Source organism: Alcaligenes sp. SORT26 (assembly GCF_017377875.1).
GTDB classification, from domain to species: domain Bacteria; phylum Pseudomonadota; class Gammaproteobacteria; order Burkholderiales; family Burkholderiaceae_B; genus Alcaligenes; species Alcaligenes parafaecalis.
Genome location: NZ_CP070975.1, coordinates 1,601,035 through 1,621,780, shown reverse-complemented (window position 1 = coordinate 1,621,780; position 20,746 = coordinate 1,601,035). Strand labels below are relative to the sequence as shown.

The window sequence follows — 20,746 nt, the reverse complement described above, 5'->3', positions numbered from 1 at the left end:
CTCAACATTTTCTTTGTTTATTAACGGGTTTATGGATCACATCCGCAATTTCTCTATTATTGCCCACATCGATCATGGCAAATCGACCTTGGCTGACCGCCTGATCCAACGCTGTGGTGGCCTGGCCGACCGCGAGATGTCGACCCAGGTTCTGGATTCGATGGACATCGAGAAAGAGCGTGGCATTACGATTAAGGCCCAGACCGCCGCTTTGCATTACAAGGCTCAGGATGGCAAGGTTTACAACCTGAACCTGATCGACACCCCCGGCCACGTTGACTTCTCCTACGAGGTCAGCCGTTCCTTGTCGGCCTGTGAAGGTGCCTTGCTGGTAGTGGACGCCTCCCAAGGTGTGGAAGCACAGACGGTTGCCAACTGCTATACCGCGTTGGATCAGGGCGTGGAAGTGATTCCCGTGCTCAACAAGATGGACTTGCCGTCGGCAGATCCCGATGCAGCACGCCAGGAAGTGGAAGACGTGATTGGTATTGATGCCAGCGATGCGATTGCTGCCAGTGCCAAAACTGGCCTGGGTATCGACGATATCCTGGAGACCATTGTGGCCCGCGTACCGGCGCCAGTAGGTGACCCAGCGGCACCGCTGCAAGCCCTGATCATCGACTCCTGGTTCGACAACTACGTGGGCGTGGTCATGCTGGTGCGCATCGTCAATGGTGTGCTCAAGCCCAAGGAAAAAATCCTGCTGATGGCCACCCGCGCCACGCACCTGGTTGAGCACATTGGTGTGTTCACCCCCAAATCGGAAAACCGTCCTCACCTGTCCGCAGGCGAGGTGGGTTTCATCATTGCCGGTATTAAAGAGCTGGAACACGCCAAGGTGGGTGACACCATCACTCTGGCTGGCAAGCCTGCTGAAAAAGCCTTGCCCGGCTTTAAAGAAGTGAAGCCTCAGGTGTTCGCTGGTTTGTATCCGGTGGAAAGCAGTGAGTACGACCAACTGCGCGACTCGCTGGAAAAACTGAAGCTGAACGACTCGTCCCTGATGTTCGAGCCTGAAGTGTCTCAGGCACTGGGCTTTGGTTTCCGTTGCGGTTTCCTGGGCCTTCTGCACATGGAAATCGTTCAGGAGCGTCTGGAACGTGAATTCGACATGGACATCATCACTACCGCGCCGTCGGTGGTGTACGAGGTCGAACGTCGTGATGGCGAAGTTCTGATGATTGAAAGCCCCTCCCGCATGCCGGAGGTCTCTCATATCGAAGACGTACGCGAGCCTATTGTTGTGGTTTCGCTGCTAATGCCGCAGGAATACGTGGGCCCGGTCATGACGCTGTGTACAGTCAAGCGCGGTTTGCAGTTAAATATGACCTATCATGGCCGTCAGGTGAATCTGGTCTATGAAATGCCACTGGCCGAAATCGTGCTGGACTTCTTTGATCGCCTGAAGTCTGTGTCGCGCGGCTACGCCTCGATGGACTACGAGTTCAAGGAATACCGCTCGGCCGATGTGGTCAAGGTGGATATCCTGATCAACGGCGACCGGGTCGATGCCCTGTCCATGATTGTGCACCGTAGCAACGCCCGTTACCGTGGCCGCGAAGTGGTCGCCAAGATGCGCTCCTTGATCCCGCGCCAGATGTTTGATATTGCTATTCAGGCCGCGATTGGTGCTGAGGTGATTTCTCGCGAAAACGTCAAGGCACTGCGCAAGAACGTGCTGGCCAAGTGTTATGGCGGCGACATCTCTCGTAAGAAAAAGCTGCTTGAGAAGCAAAAAGCCGGTAAGAAGCGGATGAAGCAAGTGGGTAACGTGGAAATTCCGCAGGAAGCCTTTTTGGCAATTTTGCAGGTCGAGGATAAGTAATGCTATGGTCGGCAACCCCAGCCGACCACAGCCAGGACTGCTTTAATTTCTTTAAAGGAAACCGATGAGCTGGGATTTCGCTCTGATTTTGTTTGTACTGCTGCTATTGACCGGCGCAATCTGGTTTTTGGATCGTTTCTCCCTGCGTTCCCGCCGACTGGCGCGTGCGCAGGCCGCGATGCAGGCAGTACCGGAAACGGCGGCTCAAGACCCCGAGCATTTGCAGCAATTGCGCCAGGACGCGTATGACCAGGCCAATCGCATGCCCTGGTGGATTGAGTATGGCGTCAGTTTCTTCCCAGTCATTTTGTTTGTGTTCGTATTGCGCTCTTTTATCATCGAGCCATTTCGTATTCCGTCGGGCTCCATGTTGCCCACGCTGAAAAATGGCGACCTGATTCTGGTCAATAAATACGAGTACGGCATCCGCCTGCCGGTCAGTGGCACCAAGGTTGTGCCACTGGGCCATCCCGAGCGTGGCGATGTGATTGTGTTCCGTTATCCCGTGGATACCACCGTGGACTACATCAAGCGCGTTGTTGGCGTGCCGGGTGATCGGGTGGAATACCGTGACAAAGTCCTGTCCGTGAACGGGCAGGTGGTGACTCAAGTACGCAGTGGCGATTACTACGAACCGGATCGCTCCGCCTACATTGGGCGTTATCTGGAAGAGCTGGGCAAAGTGCAGCACAACATCTTGCTGAACAAGACTCAGTCTCAGGGTTTGATGCCTATCGTGGCGTTCCCCCATCGTGATTCCTGTGAGTACTTCTCCAACGGCGTCTCTTGTGTCGTGCCCGAGGGTAATTACTTCGTCATGGGTGACAATCGCGACAATAGTCTGGACAGTCGTTATTGGGGCTTTGTGCCCGATGAGAATATTGTGGGACGCGCCTTCTTTATCTGGATGAATTTCCGCGAACTTAGCCGTATAGGTCGCTTCCATTAATGAAACGTCTTGCTCTGCTTGAAGCCGCTATCGGCTACTCCTTTAAAGACACAGGCCTGCTTGAGCAGGCCTTGACCCATCGTAGCCACAGCGCTCGTCACAACGAGCGGCTGGAGTTTCTGGGTGACTCGGTCTTGAACTTCACGGTTGCGGCCTTGTTGTTCGACCGCTTTCAGCGCATTGATGAAGGCGATTTGTCGCGCCTGCGAGCGAACCTGGTCAAACAGGCCGCCCTGGCCGAAATCGCAACCCGTCTGGGTTTGTCGGATTATTTGCGTCTGGGAGAAGGGGAGCTGAAAAGCGGTGGTTTCCGCCGTCCTTCCATCCTGGCGGATGCGCTGGAAGCGATTTTCGGCGCTGTCTTTCTGGATGCGGGCTTTACGCAAGCCCAAACCGTCATCACCCAGCTCTATGAACCGATGCTGGTGGATGTGGACCCCAAGACCCTGGGGAAAGATCCCAAAACCTTGCTGCAAGAGCTGCTGCAAGGTCGCAAGCTGGATTTGCCCGTGTACACCGTGGTGGCCACGCATGGTGCAGCCCACGATCAGCTCTTCGATATCGAATGCACGATCGCCAAGCTCAATATCCATGTGCGTGCCAGTGGCAGCAGCCGTCGTGCTGCTGAGCAAGCTGCCGCAACACAGGCCATTGCTATTTTAGAAGCTGAATTTCCAGCCAAGACGACGCGCGCCAGTCGCCATCGTCGCCCCTCACAATTGACATTGCCCGTGGCAGTGTCGCAGGAAACAGAATGACAGAGACCCCTTTCCGCTGCGGCTTTGTGGCTATTGTTGGACGACCGAACGTCGGCAAGTCCACGCTGGCCAACGCCCTGATCGGCAGCAAAATCTCGATCGTGTCGCGCAAGGCGCAGACCACGCGTCACCGCATCAATAGCGTGTTGACCCGTGATCACGATCAAATGGTGTTTGTGGACACCCCCGGCTTTCAGACCAAGCACGGCGGTGCCATGAACCGCATGATGAACCGCGTCGTGACTCAGGCCTTGGCCGATGTGGACGTGGTGGTGCATGTGGTGGAAGCAGGCAAGTGGTCGGCTTCGGATGCCGAGCTGCTGCCTTTGCTGCCTAAAGGTGGCAAAACGATTCTGGTCATCAATAAGGTCGATGCCCTGAAAAGCAAGAATGAGTTGCTGCCCTACATCGCACGCCTGTCCCAGGAGTTCGATTACGGTGCCGTGATTCCCGTCAGCGCTGCCAAGCGTTTGCAGTTGGACAACTTGCTCAACGAGATCGCTGGTCGCTTGCCCGAGGGCGAAGCCATGTTCGATGCGGACACGATTACTGACCGCTCGGTGCGCTTCATTACTTCCGAGCTGCTGCGCGAGAAGATCTTCCGTCTGGTCGGTGACGAGCTGCCTTACGGTTGTACCGTTGTGATCGAACAATGGGACGAGAACGAGCAGGGCGCCCGTATTGCCGCCTGCGTGGTGGTGGAGCGTGAAAGCCACCGCCCGATTCTGCTGGGAGCCGGTGGTATGCACATGAAGCGTATCGCGACCGAGGCTCGCCAAGATATTGCCAAACTGATCGACAAGCCCGTGTTCCTGGATGTGTACATCAAGGTGCGCAAGGGCTGGTCTGATCGTGAAGCGGTCCTGCGTGACCTGGGGTATGAGTAATCCCCGTCATCGCTTTCAGGACGAAGCGGGCTACATACTGCACACCAGTGCCTGGCGTGAAACGTCCCTGATCTGTCATGCCTTTACGCGCAACCACGGGCTAGTGCCCCTGGTCGCTAAAGGCGCCAAAAGGCCGCATTCCATTTTGCGGCCTGCTTTGTCTGTGTTTCAGCCTTTGTTATTGGCCTGGTCGGGCAAGAACGAAGTTAAAACATTGATAAGGGCCGACTGTGCCGGGATTCGTCCTTTAAAAGGCAGGGCCTTGATGTCGGCCTGGTACATGAACGAGTTATTGATTCGTCTGCTACCGCGTGAAGACCCGCACCCTGTTTTATTTGATGCTTACGAAGAGGCCCTGGTGCATCTGGCCCAGGTTCCTCGTCCTCCCGTTGCGGGGGCACTGCGGCGCTTTGAATGGGTGCTGCTGACAGAAACCGGCTACGGCTTTGATGAAGCAACCCCCGATTTCAATGATCCTGTGGGCGAGCCCGAGTTGCGCATACGTCTGCGTGAACGCTTGAACAGCCTGCTAGGCCGTCCTCTCCACACCCGCTCCGTTCTTATGCAGTTGCAACGCTACTGATATGGCCGTCTCCCTTCCTTCCGTGCTGGTGCTCGACACCTGCGTACTGATCTCCAATGTGCTGCGCCGCTTGCTGCTGGCTCTGGCTGACGAGCAGTTTTTCAAGCCTGTCTGGAGCCCGGTTATCGGGGATGAATGGCGTCGCAATGCGGGCCGCCTTTGGAAGGTCATGCCCACGTCCATTGAGGAGCAGTGGGAGGAGCTGCAGCAGCGTTACCCCGAGGCGGATTTGGGCGATAGCAGCGAGTTCAAGAAGAACTTGCGCTATTCCGATGCCAAGGACTGGCATGTGATCGCCACCGCCCGTTTGGCGCAGCAACACTATCCTGATCAGCCGGTGGGTATCCTGACCCGTAATCTGAAAGACTTCAATCGTTCAGAACTGCGACGTCTGGGAATCAGCCTGTGGGAGCCGGATCAGCTATTGGGTCTGTATATGGCGGCTCAGCCTGAACTGATGCAGCGCTTGCTGGACGGTTTGCCTGCCTTGATGCTGACGCCTGAAGCCCAGGCACTGGATACGCACACCTTGCTCAAACGTGATCGTTTGTTCAGTGTGGGGCAGGCCTATTTGCGGCGTCAGAAAATGGACGAGGTCCATTCATGAAGCAAGGGGTTTTGCTGTCTGTTCTGGCCTCGGCTTTATTTGCCTGCCTGTATTACTACGCCACGGTCTTGCATCCGCTAAGTGGTGAACAGATTTTTGCCTGGCGTATTGTGCTGGGCTTGCCCGCTCTGGCGCTGGTGATCACTCGCGCTCGACGTTGGCGGGAAGTGCGTTGGGTCTTGCGCCACTGGCCGGGGAACTGGCGTTATTTCGCCCTGTTGCTATTGGCTGCGGTGTTAGTCGGTGTGCAGCTCTGGATTTTTGTCTGGGCTCCTTTGCATCAAATGGCGCTGGATGTCTCCCTGGGCTACTTTCTTTTGCCCTTGATGATGGTGCTGGTAGGGCGCGTGATCTACAAGGACCGATTAAGCACCATTCAGTGGATTGCTGTTGTGCTGGCCGGGCTGGGCGTGCTGCACGAATTGTTTCGGGTGGGCAGTGTGTCCTGGGCGACGGCGGTCGTGGTGGTGGGATATCCGCCGTACTTCATGCTGCGCCGTTATCTGCGCCTGGGCTCCTTGGCGTCTTTATGGTTTGATCTGAGCTTTCTGTTTTTGCCCGCCTGCTGGCTGCTGTTTGTGCAGGACACTCAGATGTGGGGCATGTTCACCACAGAGCCGCGTCTGTTCTGGCAGGTTCCTGTGTTGGGTTTGATCAGTTCTGTCGCTCTGGTCAGCTATCTGTCTGCCAGTCGCCAGTTGCCCTTGGCTTTGTTCGGTATTCTGGGTTATGTGGAGCCGGTGCTCTTGTTCTGGGTGGCGTATTTGCTGCTGGATGAGCCCATGAGTGCCAATCAGTGGTGGACCTATATCCCGATCTGGGTTGCTATTACCTTGATGGCTGTGGAAGGGTTCATCAAGATGTGGCGAGCAGGGCCGCCTGCGCCGCTTCCCAAGGCTTAATGCTCGGGCCTGGGGCCTACCTGGGTCTACACCAAGTTTTTCGCCTGTACGGCTTCGTGTGGCCGTCAGGATGAATCCGGGGCTGTGCCAGAGCCCGAATAAAAAAGACTCCTGATAGCAGGAGTCTTTTTTTATGCCTGGATGCGCTCTCTTGTTTGCACTTGAAGACCTTGTGCAGAAGAGGGGGCATCGCCTGTTAGCTTCAGCAGCCTAAAAGCGTAGTGATCTGCTTAGCGCAGTTTCTCCGGGCAGTCAGGTTGGTTACGCAGCAAATTGGCCTGGGTTACCGAACAACCCGCTGCGACGTCCTCGGTAATCCACACATTACCGCCAATGGTGGAGCCCGCGCCCAGTGTCACGCGGCCCAGAATCGTGGCACCAGCGTAAATGACCACATCGTCTTCCACAATCGGGTGACGAGGCTGGCCTTTGAGCAGCAAGCCTTTTTCATCCTTGCTAAAGCGTTTGGCACCCAGCGTAACAGCCTGATAAATCCGTACCCGCTTGCCGATAATGGCGGTCTCGCCAATAACAACGCCGGTGCCGTGGTCGATGAAACAGGAGTGATCAATCTGCGCACCGGGGTGAATATCAATGCCGGTCTGGCTATGGGCCAGTTCCGCAATAATGCGGGCGGTCAGGGGCAAGCCCAGATTGGTCAGGGCGTGGGCAATACGGTGGTGAATCATGGCCAGCAGGCCGGGATAGCACAAGAGCACTTCGTCGACATTGCGGGCAGCCGGGTCACCCTGGTAGGCCGCGACCACATCCAGATCCAGCGTGCGGCGCAGCTCTGGCAGCTTGTTGGCAAAGGATTGAATAGCCTGGTGGGCCTGGTCTTCAATAGTTTCGCGGTCGTACTTGGCACCGTTGAGCAGGGCGGCGCGCTGCAGTTCGATACGGGCTTGTTGCAGCAGCGTGTTCAATGCCTGGCCCAGGTGGTGGCCAACAAAGTGGTCTTCGTACTCGCGGCGCAGTTCCGGGCTGCCCAGGCGCATGGGAAACAAAATGCCTTTGAGCTGCTCGGTCACTTGAATCAAAGCTTGTACCGATGGAAATTCCTGGCCTTCAAGCTCATTCAAGCGTTGATGCGCCTGTCGCCATTCTTCGCGAGCCCCGCGCAGATTATCGACAATATGTTGAGTTTCAAAGACGGCCACCAGTGTTCTCCAGAGGGGAAATTTTTCTATAAGGTTTACTATACCCGCGCGTCCTGGCAAGGACACGAAAAACAGGGCGCTTCGTCAGGGTGATTAATCCTGGCAGATGGGGAGTGCTGAACAGGGCCAGATTTGTGTCTGGTGGGCCTGAACAATGGAAAGCAAGACTTGAAAGATGGGGTGCTAGAGGCGTTTTCCAAGAGGGGGATCATTGGATTGGCCGTATAAAAAAAGCCCCCTTCGAGGAGGGGGCTTGGGGAGTGCGGGATTCGCGATCTTATTCGCGGTTACCGCCCAGCACGCCCAAAAGCATCAGCAGGTTGCTGAAAATGTTGTAGACGTCTAGGTAGATCGCCAGGGTGGCCGACACGTAGTTGGTTTCACCACCGTTGATGACGCGCTGCAGGTCAACCAGCAAGAAGGCCGAGAAGATACCTATAGCCATCACGGAGATGGTCAGCATCAGCGCAGGAAGTTGCAGGAAGATGTTGGCCAAGGCGGCAACCAGCAGGATGACAGCACCGACAAACAGGAATTTCTGCATGCCGGAGAAATCACGCTTGGTGGTGCTGGCAATGGTCGCCATTGTGCCAAAGACCGCGGCGGTACCGCCAAAGGCCAGCATGATCAGTTGTGCGCCATTACCCATGCCCAGGACAAAGCCCAGCAGGCGGGACAACATGATGCCCATGAAGAAGGTGAAAGCCATCAGCAGGGCAACGCCCAGCGAGCTGTTCTTGTTCTTTTCGACCAGGAACATCAGGCCGAAGGCACCGACCAGGAAAACAATGGCGCTCAGGCCTGGGCTGGCGCCCATAACCCGGTTAATGCCGGAAGACAGGCCCAGCAAAGCTCCCAACACAGTGGGAATCATGGACAGGGCCAGCAGCCAGTAGGTGTTGCGCAGGACGCGATTGCGAGCAATCAGCGACTGGGCGCCCAGGGTGCCGTTATGCTCAGGCAAGCTTGATTGACGAAATTCGCTCATGATGAGTCCTTAGAATACAGAGAGATCAGTGGTCAAGAATAACTGACAATTACCTGAATAATCAAGAATCTTCTTTATTATTCAAGCCCCCAGTTTATGAGCATGCACTTGGCAGCCCTGTGTCTGGTACACACGCCAGCGTTCGCGAGCCTGGGTACGGTCGGCTTCCCGTTCAGACACAATTTCCAAAATTCGTGGGAATTGTTCAAAACCGGGTGGGCATTGGGCATCCAGATTCAATAGCCAGCTTTGCTCACCGGAGGGCACAGGGGCCGTACTGGTCAGCAAAATAGGGGTACTGGCTGCCAGGGGGTCTTCCACACCCACATGGGGTACAAACGCCGTGGATTCAAAACCCCAGAGCAGACGGTCGAAACGGGCCAGTTGGCGGGCATCGGACAGATACACCACCACCTGACGGCCCGCCTCGTAGTGCTTGCGCACGACCTCGCAGGCCATGCGCAAACGATCTGGTGCGCCGAAAGCGAAGTCGACGCGGGTCGTCATGCTTAGCGACACTGATTAAGCAGGTACTGAACCAGCAAAGGCACGGGACGGCCAGTGGCGCCCTTGTCCTTGCCACCACGCCAGGCGGTGCCTGCGATGTCCAGGTGAGCCCAACGGTAGGCCTTGGTGAAGCGGGCCAGGAAGCAAGCGGCGGTGACCGAACCGGCGGGTGGGCCACCAATATTGGCCATATCCGCAAAGTTCGAGCGTAGTTGTTCCTGATAGGCGTCGTCCATAGGCATGCGCCAGGCGGTGTCGCCCGTTTGCTTGCCTGCTTGCAGCAGCTCTTCAGCCAGTTCGTCGTCGGTGGAGAACAGACCGCTGTTGATGTGGCCCAAAGCGACCACGCAAGCGCCGGTCAGGGTGGCCATATCGATGACAGCAGCAGGTTTGAAACGCTCGACATAGGTCAGGGCATCGCACAGAACCAGGCGGCCTTCCGCGTCCGTGTTCAGAATTTCGATGGTCTGGCCGGACATGCTGGTCACGACGTCGCCGGGTTTGTTGGCGCTGCCGCTGGGCATGTTTTCGCACGATGCGACTACAGCAATGACTTCACGGTCGATATTCAGTTCGGCAATGGCGCGCATGGTGCCCAGAACGCTGGCAGCACCGCCCATGTCGTACTTCATCTCGTCCATATTGCCGGCTGGCTTGATGGAGATACCACCCGAGTCAAATGTCAGACCTTTACCGACCAGAACGATAGGGCCGTCCTCGTGTTTGGTCTTGGTGTTCGGTGTGTGGCGCAGCACGATGAAGGCAGGTGGCTCGTCCGAGCCTTTGGCTACCGACAGGAAAGAACCCATTTTCAGGGCTTCAATCTGCTTGCGCTCCAGCACTTCGGCTTTCAGCGTCTTGAATTCTTTGGCCAACTGCTTGGCGGTCTTGCCCAGGTAGGTAGGGGTGCAGATATTGCCGGGCAGGTCAGCCAGCAGGCGGGTCAGGTTCACACCGTTACCAATGGCCTGGCCTTGTTCCAGACCAGCCTTGGCTTCGCTGGCTTGTGTGCGGGCTGTCCACAGCAGGAACTGGCTCAGTTGAGGAGCGGGTTCTGGCTTGCTGAACGTGGCCGTGTAGCGGTAGCTGGCGCGGCATACTGCCACGGCAGCATCCTGTGCGCGGCTGCGCAAGGTGGTGCCTTTACAATCGATGCTGGCCAGGGTGGAAACGGCTTCTTTCAGGTCAGCCTTGAGGCAATAAGCAGCCAGGCAAGCTTGTGCTTGCGTATGAGTTGCTGCTTTGTATTCCTCTTGAGCGCCTAAGCCGACTAAAATAACGCGTTCGGCCTTAATACCAGGCAGATTGCGCAGCACCAGATGGGTGTTAGGCTTGCCTTTAAACTCGGCTTTGACGGCAGCGCTCACAGCTCCGTTACTGGCGCGGTCGATAAGTTCCGCTGCGGGGCTTAGAATGCCCTCGGCAAAGACGCCCACGCCTAGCGCGGCTGTCTTAATTTGGTGCAAAGAAGCGGATGTCTGTGTGCTAAATTCCATTCAACTATCCTCAGTGTGTCGCAAATCGTACCTGCGATTATCTCGCAAATTCTCATATGTCTCTATTTAAACGCTCTGCGGTATCCGAAATCTTAAGTCACAGTGGCGTTGTACTGTCCACTTTGCTGATTGTGTGGCTTAGTGTACTTCTGGTGCGTTTGTTAGGCGAAGCGGCCAACGGCACGATTGGGCCTGATGTGGTGCTGGGTCTGGCCGCCTTTTCCAGTATTACCGCTTTGCCGATCATTTTGGCCGTTTCCCTGTTTATTGCCGTGCTGACGACCGTGACGCGCAGTTTTCGGGAGTCTGAAATGGTGGTCTGGTTTGCCAGTGGCCTGTCCCTGAAAAACTGGGTAACGCCTGTGTTGCAGTGCGCGGTGCCGACAGCCATCCTGATTGCCGTCCTGACCTTGCAGGCTTCTCCCTGGGCGTATCGCCAGATTGCCGAGTACCGTCAGCGTTTTGAGCAGCGTTCCGATCTGAGCAAAGTCACCGCCGGGCAGTTTATCGAGTCTGACGACGGTGCCCGCGTGTTTTATGCAGATTCGCCCGAGAAAGACGGCGATGAGCTGGGTAATGTCATTGCCCGCGTGATTGACCCGCAATGGCTAAGCATTGTGACAGCGCAAAGCGCCCGCATGGAAGAGCAGCCCAATGGCGACCGCTTCCTGGTTTTGAGTGAAGGCCATCGCTACGACTTGAAGCCTGGCCAGGCCGAGTTCCGCATGGTGGACTTTGAAAGCTATGGCATGCGGCTGGAAAGCCGTGATGCAGGTAACACCGCCGAAACTATCCGTGCCCGTGCTGAACAGCAGATCAAGGCGCGTCAAACGACCTTGTTATTCAATGATGACGATGCCGAGGCGCGCTCGCAAATCATGTGGCGCGTGGCCTTGCCGTTGGCAGCCTTGAATCTGGCATTGCTGGCTATTCCCCTGGGGGCGGTGAACCCGCGTATGGGCCGCTCCGGTAATATTCTGGTGGCCGGTCTGGTGGGTCTGCTCTACATGAACCTGATCAACCTGTCGCGTGGCTGGATCCGTAACGGGCAATTGGGCTTCGAGATCGGTTTGTGGCTGGTCCACGCGGTCTTCCTGCTGATCATGGTCTTCATGATGTGGCGTAAATTGCGCATCAAGGCACCGAAACCGCCAGCAACAACTTGATCGGCAAAAGGGGCATTCAGCCCCTTTTTTGTTCCTGTCGAATGACTTGTTGATCGGTTTGGCGGCTTAAGCTCCATCCAGCAGGTCTTGCCGCTCTTCCACCGACTGCTTCAGAAAATGCCAGAGCCGGGTCAGGCTAGGGTTTTGACGCTGCTCTTCATGGCAGAACATCCAGAAACGGCGTCGCAGTTCCACCTCATTCGGCAAAACGCAGCGCAGACGAGGATCGGTTTTCGCCAGAAAGCAGGGCAGCACAGCAATCCCTTGCCCCTGCAAGGTAGCCTGGTACTGCGCAATCACGCTGGTACTACGAAAGCGCACAGCGGCTGATCTGACGATTTCTTCCAGATAGCGCAGGCTGTCGCTGAACACCAGATCATCCACATAGGCAATAAAGCGATGCTGGGACAAATCCTGCACGTTTTCGATAGGCGGGTGGACATTCAGATAGTCCTGATGTGCATAGAGCCGCAAGCTGTAATCCGCCAGGCGCGTACACCAGTACGGCCCACGTTGGGGGCGCTCCAGTGCAATCGCCAAATCCGCGTCGCGGCGAGACAGGCTGATCGGGCGGGGGACGGGCAGCAGCTCTAAAGTCAGCTCCGGGTACTGAGTCTGAAAAATGCTTAATAAAGGCGTCAGAACATAACTGCCAAAGGCTTCGGTACAACCCAGACGCAGCTTGCCGGTCAAAGGCCGTGCCTTGCCAGTAATCGCATCCCGAGCCGCCAGCAAGCGGCATTCCACCGGCTCCATACGTTGTTGAAGATTCTGCCCCTCGCTGGTCAGGCTATAGCCGCTGACGGTGGACTTATGAAACAGGCGTAAACCCAGTTCCTGTTCCAGGGCCTGGATACGGCGGGCGACCGTGCTGTGCTGCACCCCCAGCCGTTGGGCTGCCACGCTGATCCGTTGGCAGCGAGCCACTTCCAGAAAATAACGCAGATTATCCCAGTCCATCCTGATGAGCCCGCCTTGAAAAAGACTTGTGCATAAATGCCCAGCTCCTGTGCATTTTTCAACATGGTAAACGGGTCTTGAGGCTTCTACACTCGATGAGAACCCTCATACAAGTGGGATAACAAACAAGGCTTAGCCGCCTGAGCAATTCATTGGAGACATGCTATGACGGAAGTGGTTCGTGTACCTTTGCTGATCGATGGACAACATGTTCAATCCAAGAGCACCCGTTGGGACGATGTGCTCAATCCAGCCACCCAGGAAGTGGTAGCCCAAGTGCCTTACGCCACGATGGAAGAGCTGGAGACCATTATTGCCAGCTCGGCCAAAGCCTATGAAAGCTGGCGCCATTCCAGCCAGGGCGCTCGCATGCGCGTCATGCTGAATCTGCAGCGCCTGGTGCGCGAGAACAGCACCAAGCTGGCTGAAGCCATTTCGCGTGAGCACGGCAAAACCATGCCTGATGCTGAGGGCGAAGTGGGCCGTGGTCTGGAAGTGATCGAATACGCGTGTTCAATTGCCTCGATGCAGTTGGGCGAATACGCAGAAAACGCCGCGGGCGGTGTTGATGTCTACACCCTGATCCAGCCCTTGGGCGTGTGTGCAGGCGTGACGGCCTTCAACTTCCCCGTGATGCTGCCTTGCTTCATGTTCCCGCTGGCCGTGGCTTGCGGTAATACCTTCGTGCTCAAGCCTTCCGAGCAAGATCCCAGCGCCAGCCTGATGTTGGCCGAGCTGGCTCTGGAAGCGGGTCTGCCTCCAGGTGTGCTGAACGTGGTGCATGGCGGTGCTGATATCGCCAATGCCCTGGTGACCCACCCAGAAGTGAAAGCCGTTTCCTTTATTGGTTCGACCGCCGTCGGGACCGAGATTCACCGTCGCGCCACTGAAGCTGGCAAGCGTTCGCAAGCCATGATGGGTGCCAAGAACCACTGCATCGTGATGCCTGATGCCGATCGCGATGTGGCGATTAACCAACTGCTGGGTGCGGCCTTTGGTGCAGCCGGTCAGCGCTGCATGGCGATTTCGGTCGCAGTGATGGTGGGTGAAAGCGGTGAGTGGATTGATGAGCTGGTCAAACGCGCCGCCACCATGAAGGTCAATGTAGGTACGGACCGTCAGGCTGATTTGGGACCACTGGTCTCGCCACGCGCTCGCCAGCGTGTGGAATCCTTGATTGAAGCCGGTGTACAGGAAGGAGCCAAGCTCTTGCTGGATGGCCGTGGCGTCAAAGTGTCCGGCTATGAAAGTGGCAACTTCGTCGGTCCTACCGTCTTTAGCGATGTGAAAGCCGAGATGCGCATTTACGAAGAAGAAATCTTCGGGCCTGTGCTCTGCATTGTGCGCGTCAACACCCTGGAAGAAGCGGTGCAGTTCATCAACCGCAACCCCAACGGCAATGGTGTGTCCATCTTTACGCAGGACGGTGGCCATGCACGTTACTTCCAGAACCGTATTGATGTGGGCCAGATTGGTATCAACATCCCCATCCCTGTGCCTGTGGCCTGGTTCAGCTTCACGGGCTCGCGTGCTTCCAAGCTGGGCGATCTGGGTCCAAACGGCAAACAAGCCGTTCAGTTCTGGACACAGACCAAAACCGTGACGGCTCGTTGGCAGGCTCATGCCAATACGATGAATACAACAATCAGCATGACGTAATCGTTCAATCTAAATATATAACTTAATGCAATAAGCGGAGCGTTTCTTATTACATATAATAGCCCTGTACCTGGGGCTATTAACATATGAATATTCAACAATTCCGCTTTGTCCGAGAGACCATCCGACGTAACTTCAATCTGACTGAAGCCGCTCGTTCCTTGTATACCTCCCAGCCGGGAGTATCCAAAGCGATCATCGAGTTTGAAGATGAGCTGGGCATCAAGATTTTTGAACGTCATGGTAAACGCATCAAGGGCCTGACTCGACCGGGAGAAGCCGTCGCCGAGGTGATTGACCGCATCATGCGCGAGATCGATAACCTCAAGCGCGTCAGCGACGACTTCGCCCGCCGCGATGAAGGCACCCTGGTGATTGCTTGTACGCACGCCCAGGCACGATATTTGCTGCCCAAGGTGATCCCCGAGTTCCGCCGCCGCTTTCCCAAGGTACATATGTCCTTGGCCGAAGGCAGCCCGCCGGTGCTGGCCCAGATGGTGATTCATGAACAGGCTGACGTGGCGATTGCTACCGAGACCCTGGCCTTGACGCCGGGCCTGGTGGCTTTGCCGGTCTACACCTGGGAGCACACGGTGGTGGTCAAACCCGATCACCCCCTGGCGGATCTGCCTGCCAACAAACAGCTATCCATTGAAACCCTGGCGCAATATCCCATCGTCACCTATGACCACGCATTCTCGGGTCGAGGTTCGATTGATGAGGCCTTTGCCAAACACGGGATCACTCCGGACATCGTGCTGGAGGCCATTGATGCTGACGTGATCAAGACCTATGTGGACGTAGGCCTGGGGATTGGCATCATCGCGGGGATTGCGTTTGATCCACGCCGTGACAAGGGCCTGGTGGGCTTGCCAGCGGGGCATTTGTTCGGTGCTCACCATACCAAGGTGGCGGTGAAAGCCGGTGCCTTCCTGCGTGACTATATTTTTGAATTGCTGGAGATGCTGGCACCGGAATTGACCCGGGATGTCGTGCTAAGCGCTCTGGACGAAAAACAGGGTAGTGGCTCGCTGTAAGGCGGTATTCACAGCACCTGTTTGGGTAGAAACAAGGGCCACCGTGGTATCACGGTGGCCCTTGTTGTTGGGGCGTTTGGAGTGCCTTTCTTGAGCGCTGAAGGACTTATTGAGAAAGGCTATAAGTAAAAATTGAAACAAGCTATCGACTCAATTGACTATGATAATAAGAATGATTATCATTATCCAACTTTCTTAGCCAATGGAGCTTCCCGTGTCTCAATATGTCAGTGCTGTCGTGGTTGGAGCAGACCGTCTGGGTAATATTCCCGACTTGCTCAAGATCCACAATATCTCGATCAAACACCATATTAGCGGGCGTGATCCTGCTCATCAGAAAAAAACCCTGCAGTTGCCTTCCGGCACCGATTTGCTGATTTTGCTGACTGACTTCCTCGGTCACAACGTCATGAAAACATTCCGTGCTGCTGCCTTGAAGTCCGGTATTCGAGTGGTCGCCTGCCGTCGCTCGGTTTGTAGCATGAAGCAAGCTTTAACCCAGTGCGGTTATTGTGAATCTTGTCCGCTCGGTAAGACCAAGAGCCACTAGACTGGCTGCATGACTTACTGGGGCAAGAAGGAATCTTTACCGATAAAAAAAGCCACTGTTTCATAACAGTGGCTTTTTTGTGGGCTGCTTAAATGGCAGCAGGGCAGTCTTACTTGACGCTGCGCAGACGCGTTTCGGACTGCTGCGTATCGGCAGCGGCCAGGCGGCGTGCGCCGTTATAGCGTTTTTTCCAGTAACCGACTTCCATGTTCTCGACGCGTACAACGGCACCCGTGCGAGGAGCGTGGACAAATTTGTCATCGCCCAGGTAAATGCCTACGTGAGAGAAACGAGCGCCACGGGTATTGAAGAAGACCAGGTCGCCTTTGCGCAGCTCGCTACGGTTAACCGAGGTGCCTTCTTTGGCAATATCTTTGGATTGGCGGGGCAGTTTTAAACCCAGGGACTTTTCAGCCACGTAGGACACCAGGCCGCTGCAATCGAAGCCAGTGCTGGGGGCGTCGCCACCAAAACTGTACTTCACGCCCAGAAAGTTAAGGGCGGCGTTGGCAAGGCCATGAGTAGAGGAAGAACCTTGGCTACTGCGGCTTTCGGTACGCCCCTGGCGACGATCGCTGCTGTAAGCAATATTGATGTCGTTACGAGCGCGGTTGGCCAGGTAAGTACCCAGCGGGTCGGACTCGGTCTGGAATTCGTAATCGGCGTAATAGCCGTGATCCAGTTCCGCACGATCTTTGTCCTGGCTGGACTGTTGAGTTCCAGTGGTGGCACACCCTGTCAGAGCTAGCGCGCCAGCTAACAAAAGATACTTGGCGCTGCGATAGGTAATGTGCAAAAGTGCAGGTGGATTCAGGTAATGTGGCGGCATGAACCAGGGCTTTTTTAAGGACTTGGTGGGCAGCAGCACAACCTTGATGCCTATTTTTGCTGAAATTAGCAGCAATTGATGGGTATCAGGGCTGTAAGTATGGCTAAAAGCGCATACCTTGCCGGGCGTTGCTGTACGTTGAATTGCTAGGCAGTGTACCGGATGATAATTGCACCGTAAAGCATTGTGGCAGGGTATTTTGCGATTGAATCATACTGTTTCAAAGTGCAGTCGGCAGCGGTTTTCAGGCTCTGTACATGGGTCCAGTGCTCTTGTTGGTGATTTGCCGGAAAATAAGCGAAATAGAGCGAAGTTTTACTATTTATAGGGATTGAATGATGCGATTTATGGGACAAGCCCTAGGGAAAGCCCTAAACGAGGGAGTTCGGCTGCGCGAGTTGTGGGCCTGGGCTATGTATGATTTCGCAAACTCTGGCTACACCACCGTCATTTTGACCAGTGTCTATAGCGCGTATTTTGTGGGCGTTATCGCCGAAGGCCGCAGTTGGGCTACCTTGGCGTGGACCTTGGCTTTGTCTGCTTCTTATTTAAGCATCATGTTGACCATGCCTGGGCTCGGTGCAAAAGCCGATGCACGTCAAGGCAAAAGGCGGCTTTTGTTTAGCAGCACCATAGGTTGTGTGTTGGCTACGGTGATGCTGTATTGGGCCGGTCCCAATGACATTGTCTGGGCTCTGGTTTTCATCGCTTTATCCAATTATTGCTACTGCATAGGCGAGTCCATCATCGGCGCTTTCTTGCCGGAAATCGCCCGGCCTGAAGCCTTGGGTCGGGTCTCGGGTTGGGGCTGGGGTTTTGGCTATTTTGGTGGCATGTTGGCCTTGGGCCTGTCTTTGGCTTTTCTGACCTGGGCGACCTCGCAGGGCTGGACGGCTCAGGAGTACGTGCCGGGTATTGCCCTGATTACCGCCACTCTGTTTGCCTTGTCTGCCTTGCCATCCTTTCTGTTTTTGCGGGAGCGCAGCGCGCCTAGCGGAGCAAAGCAGCAAGGGATGCTGTCCCGTTTGATTGCGTCGGCGCGCGATGTGCATCAGCATTTTCCCGACTTCCGCACCTTATTGCTGTGCGGTGCTGCCTATCAGGCCGGGATTGCCGTCATTATTACTTTGTCCGCCGTCTATGCGACCGAGGCTATGGGTTTCACGATGGCGCAAACCATGACGCTGATTTTCACCGTGAATATTGCGGCGGCAGTGGGGGCTTTGCTGTTTGGACATATTCAAGATCGCATCGGCCATCGCCGAGCGCTGGCGCTGACCTTATGTGCCTGGCTGGTGATGGTGACCATTGCAGTCAGCACACGATCACTGGCGGGTTTCTGGGCGGCGGCTGCCGTTGCGGGCTTGTGTATAGGAAGTAGCCAAAGTGCGGGCCGGGCAATGGTGGGTTTGCTGGCGCCGAAAAGCCGTCTGGCCGAGTTTTTTGCCTTGTGGACCTTCGCGATTCAACTGGCCGCTGTATGTGGTCCGCTGTCTTACGGTCTGGTGACCTGGCTCAGTGGTGGCAACCATCGTTTGGCCTTGGCATGCACTGGTTTGTTCTTTCTGGCCGGTCTGCTGATCCTGTCGCGTTTGAATTTTGAACGTGGCATTTTGGCCAAGAATCAAGCCAATCTCAGTTGTCAGGATTGAGTAAGTAAGGCGCGTTACGTTTATATAAAATTAAGCTGGGTTGTCCTATGCACAGCCCATAAAAAACACCAAATCTGGAAAATAAAGGAGCCAACACCATGAGCGGTCCAACGTCTATTGAATCCGTCCTGTCGGAAAGCCGAGTCTTTCCCGTGTTCCCCAAGCTGGAACGCGAAGCAAGCATTGCTGGCATGGCGGCCTACCAGGAACTTTGCCAGAAAGCCGAGCAGGACAATCCCGGCTTCTGGGCGGAGTTGGCCCGCGATCGTTTGGTCTGGACCAAGCCTTTCACTCAGGTTCTGGACGACAGCAAGCCCCCGTTTTACAAGTGGTTCCATGATGGCGAGCTGAACGTCTCGGCCAACTGTCTGGACAAGCACCTGGGCACTCCCACCGAAAACAAAACCGCGCTGATTTTTGAAGCCGACGGTGGTGAAGTCACTAAAGTGACCTTCCGCGAGCTGTACGAACAAGTTTGTCAGTTTGCCAATGGTTTGAAAGCCCTGGGCTACAAAACCGGCGAACGCGCCCTGATCTATATGCCCATGTCGGTGCAAGCCATTGTGGCCATGCAGGCATGTGCCCGTTTGGGTATTACCCACTCCGTCGTGTTTGGTGGTTTCTCGGCCAAGAGCTTGCACGAGCGCGCTGTGGACGTAGGCGCCAGCCTGGTTATTACGGCTGACGAACAGCGTCGTGGTGGCCGTGCCATTCCTCTGAAAAATGCGGTTGACGAAGCCCTGAGCGGCGGCGACTGCGAAGCCGTGCGTCACGTCATCGTGTACAAGCGCACAGGCGGTCCTGTTGCCTGGCACGAAGGTCGTGACCTGTGGTGGGAAGATGCCGTCAAGGGTCAAAGCAGCGATTGCCCCGCCGTGTCCGTGAATGCAGAACACCCTCTGTTTGTTCTGTACACCTCTGGCTCCACCGGCAAACCCAAAGGCGTGCAGCACTCCTCGGCAGGTTATCTGCTGGGTGCCATGCTGAGCGTGCAGTGGACCTTCGACGCCAAAGACAGCGATGTGTTCTGGTGTACCGCCGACATCGGTTGGGTAACCGGCCACACCTTCATCACCTACGGCCCTCTGGCTGCTGGCGTGACGCAAGTCGTGTTTGAAGGCGTGCCCACTTACCCGGATGCAGGCCGTTTCTGGAACATGATTGAGCGTCACGGCGTAACGGTGTTCTACACCGCACCGACCGCTATTCGTTCGCTGACCAAGGCGGCCGAAGCGGACGAGGCCATTCACCCCAAGCAATACAATCTGGATACCTTGCGCATCATTGGTTCGGTGGGTGAGCCTATCAACCCCGAAGCCTGGATGTGGTACTACAAGAACGTGGGTCGCGAGCGTTGCCCCATTGTGGATACCTGGTGGCAGACAGAAACCGGCGGTCACGTTATTACCCCTCTGCCTGGTGCAACACCCCTGAAACCCGGTTCTTGCGGTCTGCCGTTCCCCGGCATGGACGTGGCCATTGTGGACGAAGTGGGTGGCGAAGCTGAACGTGGCAATGGTGGTTTCCTGGTCATTCGCAAACCGTGGCCCAATATGATTCGCACCATCTGGGGCGATCCCGACCGTTTCGTGAAAAGCTACTTCCCACCCGAGCTGAAAGGCTATTACCTGGCTGGTGACGGTGCACAGCGTGATGCGGATGGCTACTTCTGGGTCATGGGCCGTATCGATGACGTGCTGAACGTATCCGGTCACCGCCTGGGCACCATGGAAGTGGAATCGGCCCTGGTGGCACACCCGCTGGTGGCGGAGGCCGCTGTTGTCGGCAAGCCAGATCCGACCACCGGTGAAGCTATTGTGGCCTTTGTGGTGCTGAATGGTGATCTGCCCTCGGGCGCAGAAGCCGACAAGATTGCCGCCGAGCTGCGTAACTGGGTGGGCAAGGAAATTGGTCCTATCGCCAAACCACGTGAAATCCGCTTTGGTGAAAACCTGCCCAAGACACGTTCGGGCAAGATCATGCGTCGTTTGCTGCGCTTTGTCGCCAATAACGAACCTATCACCCAAGACGTTTCCACACTAGAAAATCCAGCCATTCTGGATCAGTTATCCGAAGCACACTAAATTTTTTGGTAGTTCCTGTTTGACCCTGGTTTCTTTTCGGAGCCAGGGTTTTTTTATTTCCTTTGATTATTTTGTTACTGAAAACCTGCTCGATGTGGAATTAGCCTAGCATTGAGTCCGTGGCCAAAACATCGGTCCAAGAATTCA

The 20,746-nt window shown here is 55.7% G+C and carries 19 protein-coding genes; 13 read left to right on the top strand and 6 right to left on the bottom strand.

Annotated elements, in window-relative coordinates; genetic code table 11:
• The first annotated feature begins 31 nt into the window (after positions 1-31).
• The 7 genes from lepA to rarD all read left to right on the top strand — a co-directional run bounded on the left by lepA (position 32) and on the right by rarD (position 6,511).
• Entirely contained in the window at positions 32-1,825 is a 1,794-nt protein-coding gene (gene lepA, locus JYG33_RS07560) for a translation elongation factor 4 (protein ID WP_207875364.1), read from the top strand.
• Between the two features lie 64 nt (positions 1,826-1,889).
• Positions 1,890-2,774, top strand: coding sequence for a signal peptidase I (lepB, locus tag JYG33_RS07555; RefSeq protein WP_207875363.1), 885 nt, complete (start codon positions 1,890-1,892; stop codon positions 2,772-2,774).
• On the top strand, positions 2,774-3,532 hold the full coding sequence (gene rnc, locus JYG33_RS07550) for a ribonuclease III (RefSeq protein ID WP_009456563.1): 759 nt from the start codon (positions 2,774-2,776) through the stop codon (positions 3,530-3,532). Before lepB ends, rnc begins: the two co-directional genes overlap by 1 nt.
• Positions 3,529-4,419: a GTPase Era gene (gene era, locus JYG33_RS07545; protein WP_207875362.1), complete on the top strand. Its 891-nt coding sequence runs from the start codon at positions 3,529-3,531 to the stop codon at positions 4,417-4,419. The genes rnc and era overlap by 4 nt, the downstream gene beginning before the upstream one ends.
• Positions 4,412-5,002 carry a DNA repair protein RecO gene (gene recO / locus JYG33_RS07540; RefSeq protein WP_207875361.1) on the top strand — a complete coding sequence of 197 codons (591 nt, stop codon included), beginning with the start codon at positions 4,412-4,414 and terminating at the stop codon, positions 5,000-5,002. The genes era and recO overlap by 8 nt, the downstream gene beginning before the upstream one ends.
• A 1-nt stretch (position 5,003) precedes the next feature.
• Positions 5,004-5,609: a PIN domain-containing protein gene (locus JYG33_RS07535; RefSeq protein WP_207875360.1), complete on the top strand. Its 606-nt coding sequence runs from the start codon at positions 5,004-5,006 to the stop codon at positions 5,607-5,609.
• Entirely contained in the window at positions 5,606-6,511 is a 906-nt protein-coding gene (gene rarD / locus JYG33_RS07530; RefSeq protein ID WP_207875359.1) for an EamA family transporter RarD, read from the top strand. Before JYG33_RS07535 ends, rarD begins: the two co-directional genes overlap by 4 nt.
• Positions 6,512-6,741: 230 nt before the next feature.
• Here the strand turns inward: rarD and epsC are convergent, their stop codons facing one another.
• The 4 genes from epsC to JYG33_RS07510 form a co-directional block, all read right to left on the bottom strand.
• Positions 6,742-7,671: a serine O-acetyltransferase EpsC gene (gene epsC / locus JYG33_RS07525; protein WP_207875358.1), complete on the bottom strand. Its 930-nt coding sequence runs from the start codon at positions 7,669-7,671 to the stop codon at positions 6,742-6,744.
• A 277-nt stretch (positions 7,672-7,948) separates the two neighbouring features.
• Positions 7,949-8,659: a Bax inhibitor-1/YccA family protein gene (locus tag JYG33_RS07520; RefSeq protein WP_207875357.1), complete on the bottom strand. Its 711-nt coding sequence runs from the start codon at positions 8,657-8,659 to the stop codon at positions 7,949-7,951.
• A gap of 81 nt (positions 8,660-8,740) precedes the next feature.
• Entirely contained in the window at positions 8,741-9,166 is a 426-nt protein-coding gene (locus JYG33_RS07515; protein WP_207875356.1) for a DNA polymerase III subunit chi, read from the bottom strand.
• Positions 9,167-9,168: 2 nt separating this feature from the next.
• Complete coding sequence (locus JYG33_RS07510) at positions 9,169-10,662, bottom strand: leucyl aminopeptidase (protein WP_207875355.1); 1,494 nt, start codon at positions 10,660-10,662, stop codon at positions 9,169-9,171.
• A 56-nt stretch (positions 10,663-10,718) separates the two neighbouring features.
• Here JYG33_RS07510 and lptF point away from each other — a divergent pair, with 56 nt between their 5' ends.
• Positions 10,719-11,828, top strand: coding sequence for an LPS export ABC transporter permease LptF (lptF, locus tag JYG33_RS07505; protein ID WP_207875354.1), 1,110 nt, complete (start codon positions 10,719-10,721; stop codon positions 11,826-11,828).
• 66 nt (positions 11,829-11,894) lie between these two features.
• On the opposite strand, the gene JYG33_RS07500 is transcribed toward lptF, so the two are convergent.
• On the bottom strand, positions 11,895-12,788 hold the full coding sequence (locus tag JYG33_RS07500; RefSeq protein ID WP_207875353.1) for a LysR family transcriptional regulator: 894 nt from the start codon (positions 12,786-12,788) through the stop codon (positions 11,895-11,897).
• Positions 12,789-12,953: 165 nt separating this feature from the next.
• Here JYG33_RS07500 and JYG33_RS07495 point away from each other — a divergent pair, with 165 nt between their 5' ends.
• From JYG33_RS07495 to JYG33_RS07485, 3 genes are all read left to right on the top strand, one after another.
• The gene (locus tag JYG33_RS07495; RefSeq protein ID WP_207875352.1) at positions 12,954-14,447 is read left to right on the top strand and encodes a CoA-acylating methylmalonate-semialdehyde dehydrogenase; all 1,494 of its coding nucleotides are present in this window, start codon (positions 12,954-12,956) and stop codon (positions 14,445-14,447) included.
• An 86-nt stretch (positions 14,448-14,533) separates the two neighbouring features.
• Positions 14,534-15,484, top strand: a complete 951-nt coding sequence (locus tag JYG33_RS07490; RefSeq protein WP_207875351.1) for a CysB family HTH-type transcriptional regulator — start codon at positions 14,534-14,536, stop codon at positions 15,482-15,484.
• A gap of 214 nt (positions 15,485-15,698) precedes the next feature.
• Complete coding sequence (locus tag JYG33_RS07485) at positions 15,699-16,034, top strand: DUF2325 domain-containing protein (protein WP_207875350.1); 336 nt, start codon at positions 15,699-15,701, stop codon at positions 16,032-16,034.
• Positions 16,035-16,143: 109 nt separating this feature from the next.
• On the opposite strand, the gene JYG33_RS07480 is transcribed toward JYG33_RS07485, so the two are convergent.
• A complete protein-coding gene (locus tag JYG33_RS07480; RefSeq protein WP_222666932.1) occupies positions 16,144-16,863 on the bottom strand; it encodes a C40 family peptidase in 720 nt (239 codons plus the stop codon).
• Positions 16,864-17,210: 347 nt separating this feature from the next.
• On the opposite strand from JYG33_RS07480, the gene JYG33_RS07475 reads away from it, so the two are divergent.
• Both JYG33_RS07475 and acs read left to right on the top strand, forming a co-directional pair.
• Complete coding sequence (locus JYG33_RS07475) at positions 17,211-18,515, top strand: MFS transporter (RefSeq protein ID WP_207875349.1); 1,305 nt, start codon at positions 17,211-17,213, stop codon at positions 18,513-18,515.
• Between the two features lie 98 nt (positions 18,516-18,613).
• Positions 18,614-20,599, top strand: a complete 1,986-nt coding sequence (gene acs, locus JYG33_RS07470) for an acetate--CoA ligase (RefSeq protein ID WP_207875348.1) — start codon at positions 18,614-18,616, stop codon at positions 20,597-20,599.
• Positions 20,600-20,746: the final 147 nt, after the last annotated feature.